Source organism: Moorena sp. SIO3H5, from assembly GCF_010692395.1.
Lineage (GTDB): Bacteria > Cyanobacteriota > Cyanobacteriia > Cyanobacteriales > Coleofasciculaceae > Moorena.
This window is the reverse complement of record NZ_JAAHHS010000799.1, coordinates 1-1143: the sequence shown is the minus strand read 5'-3', so window position 1 is coordinate 1143 and position 1143 is coordinate 1. Positions and strand designations below refer to the sequence as shown.

Below are 1143 nucleotides of genomic sequence, written 5' to 3'. Positions count from 1 at the left end.
TCCCCATAGAAATTTAAATGCGGATTTATTTATAGTTAATTCCCATTTTGAAACTGTATATCAAACTAAAAATTTTCCTCGACAAAGACTGTATCAAGCCAGAGGATTTGCAGGAATAAAGTCAGTCAATCCTCTATACTTATCTTTAGGAACCTGGAAAAATCCCGAAACAAAACGCAGTCAAAGAATTTTAGTATTTGGGATTAATCCGACTGAACAGACATTTAAATTTCTGGAAGTTAATCATAATCGTCAGAAATTACAAAAAATTAACAGTATTTTATTTGATAGAACCTCTTTACCAGAATTTGGTCCTATCGAATCCTTGTTTAGACAACAATCCACCGTGAAAGCTGAGTTAAATAATACTACGGTGCAAGTAAATGGTTTATTTGCTTTGGGAGTTTCTTTTGCAGCATATGGAAACGTGATTACTAGTGACTCTAGTTTTTTGCGCTTATTTCCATATAGTAGTTTAAATCAAGTTAAAGTCGGTTTAATTAAATTACAAGAAAATACAGACATAGAGTCAGTAGCACGTAATCTCAGAGCTGCTTTACCAGAAGATGTAACGGTTTTGAATAAGAAGACTTTTGTTAAAATGGAAGAGACTTATTGGTCACAAACAACCCCCCTTGGATTTCTTTTTAGCTTGGGGGTAATAATCTCTTTTACTGTTGGTACTGTTATTGTCTACCAAATACTTTATTCAGATATTTCCGCTCATTTAGATGAGTACGTTACCTTAAAAGCAATGGGATATAATAACCGCTTTTTGTTGTCAATATTAACCCAAGAAGCTTTATTTTTAGCAATTTTAGGCTATTTTCCCGGTTTGTTGCTAGCCAGTGAGCTGTATAGTATAACCGCTACTGCAACAATGTTACCAATTTATACGTCAATAGAACGAGGAGTAATGGTGCTAATTATCACTATTGTCATGTGTTTTATTTCTGGAGCCATTGCGATGAAAAAATTACGAACGGCTGATCCAGCAGATTTACTCAAATAAGCTGGGGAGATATTTTTTGCTGAATGGCCACATTAATAAAACTTAACCCTCTTTAATCAATTTTGCTAGATAAAAATCTCAAACTCTTATTTTTAAAGACTTTTACCAATTTAGCTGTAGTAGGGGTTTAG

General features: G+C 33.5%; 1 protein-coding gene. It reads left to right on the top strand.

Going from position 1 to position 1143, the window contains the following annotated elements; translation table 11 throughout:
- The coding region (gene devC, locus F6K52_RS36605; protein WP_293090181.1) for an ABC transporter permease DevC at positions 1-1012 on the top strand (1012 nt) is incomplete at its 5' end.
- Positions 1013-1143 lie beyond the last annotated feature (131 nt).